General features: G+C 44.0%; 2 protein-coding genes and 1 tRNA gene. 2 read left to right on the forward strand and 1 reads right to left on the reverse strand.

Annotation, left to right across the window (positions count from 1 at the left end):
• Positions 1 to 963, forward strand: a 963-nt coding sequence (locus U9Q77_06355; protein MEA3286981.1) for a site-specific integrase, incomplete at its 5' end; no start/stop codon positions are given.
• Positions 964 to 1,240: 277 nt separating this feature from the next.
• Here the strand turns inward: U9Q77_06355 and U9Q77_06360 are convergent.
• Positions 1,241 to 1,317, reverse strand: a tRNA-Ile gene (locus tag U9Q77_06360).
• 379 nt (positions 1,318 to 1,696) lie between these two features.
• Here U9Q77_06360 and U9Q77_06365 point away from each other — a divergent pair.
• A complete protein-coding gene (locus U9Q77_06365) occupies positions 1,697 to 3,040 on the forward strand; it encodes a glycoside-pentoside-hexuronide (GPH):cation symporter (GenBank protein ID MEA3286982.1) in 1,344 nt (447 codons plus the stop codon).
• Positions 3,041 to 3,344: the final 304 nt, after the last annotated feature.

Genomic DNA, 3,344 nt, shown 5'->3' on the forward strand with positions numbered 1-3,344 from the left:
GATTCAACTGGTACTCGTCGTCGAATAAAAGTGTATACCGACCGCAAAACTGCAGATCGTATGGCTGCTGAGATAGAATATAAGAAGACCCGAATTAAAAGTGGGCTTGAAACCAGAGCAGTTGAAAATATACTCCTCAGTGAAGCAATAGATTATACGAAGGAACAATCGCAAAATAAGCCAAAGACGATTGAGCGAGAACAAATCGTACTTAACGCATTTCTACTCTTCCTCGGAGGTATTAGAGTACGTCATATTTCCACTCGCGACATGACAAAATACTTCGATTATAGACTGAAGGATTGCAAGCTTAGCCCGCAGACTGTGGGTTTGGAGTTCCGAACACTCCGGGCATTCTTCAATGTCCTGATCACTCACAAGTTTATTGAAGTTCACCCTATGAAGGGACTCAATCCTCCACCTAAGCCGCCGATATCTATTCGGTTTCTCAGGGTGAAAGAGATTGAGAGTCTTTTAAAGGTCATACGTGAAGCTAATGATCAAGATTACTACGATCTGGTGCAAGTTTACTTACATACAGGAACTCGTAGAGAAGAGATCTTGGAGCAACGATTCACTTGGGATAATGTAGACTTTGTTGGGAAACGGCTCAGGATTGTTGGGAAAAAGGACAAAGTTCGATTTGTCCCCATGGATAAAGTTGTGTTTGAGATCCTCAAAAGACGATCTGAGATTAAAGGACTCCATGTTCCCTTTCCACTTACATACTCTTACACGCTTAAGAAAGTGAAGAAATACTATGAGAAGGCCAAGATCAAAGATGCTAACATTCACACCTTCCGTCGTACTTTTGGATCTTTACTTGTGCAGCAAGGAGTGAGCATCTTCACTGTTTCCAAGATCCTTGGACATAGCTCAGTGACAGTAACCGAAACTCACTATGCACATCTCATAGATGAGAACCTGCGAGATGGAGTAGAAGCTCTTGGTTCAATCCTTTAGTTCTCATTGTTCACTCGATAAATTAAACGCCTGCCTTGTGTGGGCGTTTTTTTTTGCTCAGCCCAACAAATCAAAACTATCCCTATCCGTCAACCTTAGAGACTGTAACTCAATGTTTTCTATCCAGTTGATATATCCAATCCACCTTCAAACTGTGCCCACTTTGTGCCCACTCCATGTCCCTAAGTGTCCCAATTTGTCCCTATTGGATAGATTACTCGGAAAACTGGCAAAATGAAAAACCCCTCGTAACTCTATGAATTACAAGGGGTTTAGATGGTGGGCCCACACGGACTTGAACCGCGAACCGACGGATTATGAGTCCGGCGCTCTAACCAATTGAGCTATGGGCCCTATTTCAATTGCGAATTGTCAATTTGGAATTACGGATCTGGAATACACCAATTGACCAAAAGCTAAATAAAATAGTCGGCGCTCTTAGGACTTCCAAAACTATTGTAATAGGCGATCCAAAAAGAGTTTCAACAAAACCCAGCTTTTTTGCGAATTTTTCACCATTGGGTCATGGTGTAAAATTATGAAGTCGGATCAGCTGTTATTTACAGCCCACATAACTATCTCGCGTAAATTATCTTCTTCCAGAATTTCTAATGTCAGCTTACTTTAGAATTAACGATTCATCTTTTGGGTTCTTTTCCTATTATTCGTTCTCCCAATTTTGGGATCCTGAGCCCTTTTTATTAAAAACATACGCCACAAAAAGAGGATTACCATGAGCATAAAACTACCTTTGAGTCAAAAGATTGGCTACGGTTTCGGGGATATTGGCAGCAATATCTTTATCGTTTCTACTGGAATGTTCCTGCTATTCTTCCTGACCAATGTGCTGAATATTGAACCAGCCCTGGCGGGCCTGGTACTGCTGCTACCCAAACTATGGGATGTAGTATCGGATCCCATTATGGGTGGTCTTTCTGATATCACCCGATCTCGTTGGGGACGACGACGACCCTATCTCCTGTATGCTTCCCTGCCATTTGGGTTGATCTTCGCCCTGCTCTTTATTGCCCCTCAGACCCAGTCAGAATTTACAACAGCGGTATGGGTCGGTTTTATGTTTGCCCTGAGCTGTATCGCTTTCACTGTCTATAATATCCCATATTCTGCCATGGTTGCCGAGATGACTGACGACTATAATGAGCGGATATCTGTAACCTCCTTCCGCATGGTGGGCGCGATTATAGGTGTTCTGTTGGCCGGTGGCTTGGCCATGCCCCTGGTAGAACTGGGGGGTGGGGGAGCAGCCGGTTTTAAACTCATGGGTCTGGTGTTGGGCATACTGATCACCCTTTTCAGCTTAGCTGGTTTTTGGGGTACCCGTGGTGTAAGAACCATCCCTCCTCGAAAACAAAGCATAAAAATCGGTGAACAAGTCCGGATTGCTTTTAGCAATACCCCTTTCAAGTTATTAGCCACCATGTATTTCCTCCAATCCCTGGCTGCCGGCATCTTAATGGCCGGGTTGATCTATTATGTAAAATATGTGATGGGGATGTCGGAAAGCTCGGTGGGGCTCGTGACGGCGATCCTATTCATCACGGCCATCATATTTATGCCTGTCTGGGTTCGGTTTGGGATCCGGATGGGAAAGCTAAAAGCCTATACTATTGGTATCATAATCCTGGCCGTTATGCTGATCTCCCTCCTGCTCACCCCACCCTCTCAACCAGGAGTATTCTTTGTGCAAATGTTCTTATTGGGGATTGGATTTTCAAGCTTCCAACTCTTTCCCTTTTCCATGCTTCCGGATACCATTGAATATGATGAGCTCCAATCAGGACTGAGGCGGGAAGGGGTTTTCTCGGGTATCTGGGCCAGCGGACAGAAGACAGCTTATGCGCTCGGTCCCAGTTTGGTAGGATTTACTTTATCCCTGTCCGGGTTTTCAAATGGAGTAGAACAACCCGACTCCGTTGCTCAGGGAGTTCGCCTCATAGTCTGTCTGGGCACAGCACTTTTCTTTCTGTTAAGCCTGATCCCGTTTTATTACTACGATCTGACAGAAGAACGATTTGCTGAGATCAAAGCATCCATCGAGTCCAGTAGGGTTGAATAGCACTTGATGCTTAGCTAAACTGATTCTGGTTTATCTCCGAGCTATGTAATCCAGATAATTATCCAGAGGATCAGTGATCTCAGGTGACTCTTGTTCTTCAGTACATGATATGAGGAAGGATATCAAAGATCACCAGGCTCATCAGGTGATAAATTGATCTGGCATGTATAAAACCTCCTAGTGTTATGTTAAGCATGAGATGTGCAAAAAGTCGCGGGGATTTTTTTCGATAACAAGGCAAATATTGTTACCATAGCCCTAGCTATAGTAACAATATTTAACGCAGTTAGCGGGGAAAAGAACA

It is taken from the genome of Candidatus Neomarinimicrobiota bacterium (assembly GCA_034716895.1).
GTDB lineage: Bacteria > Fidelibacterota > UBA8477 > UBA8477 > JABMPR01 > JABMPR01.

What these genes read in the sequence shown, in the direction of transcription:
- U9Q77_06365 (MEA3286982.1), top strand. Translation starts at nt 1,697, where the DNA reads ATGAGCATAAAACTACCTTTGAGTCAAAAGATTGGCTACGGTTTCGGG.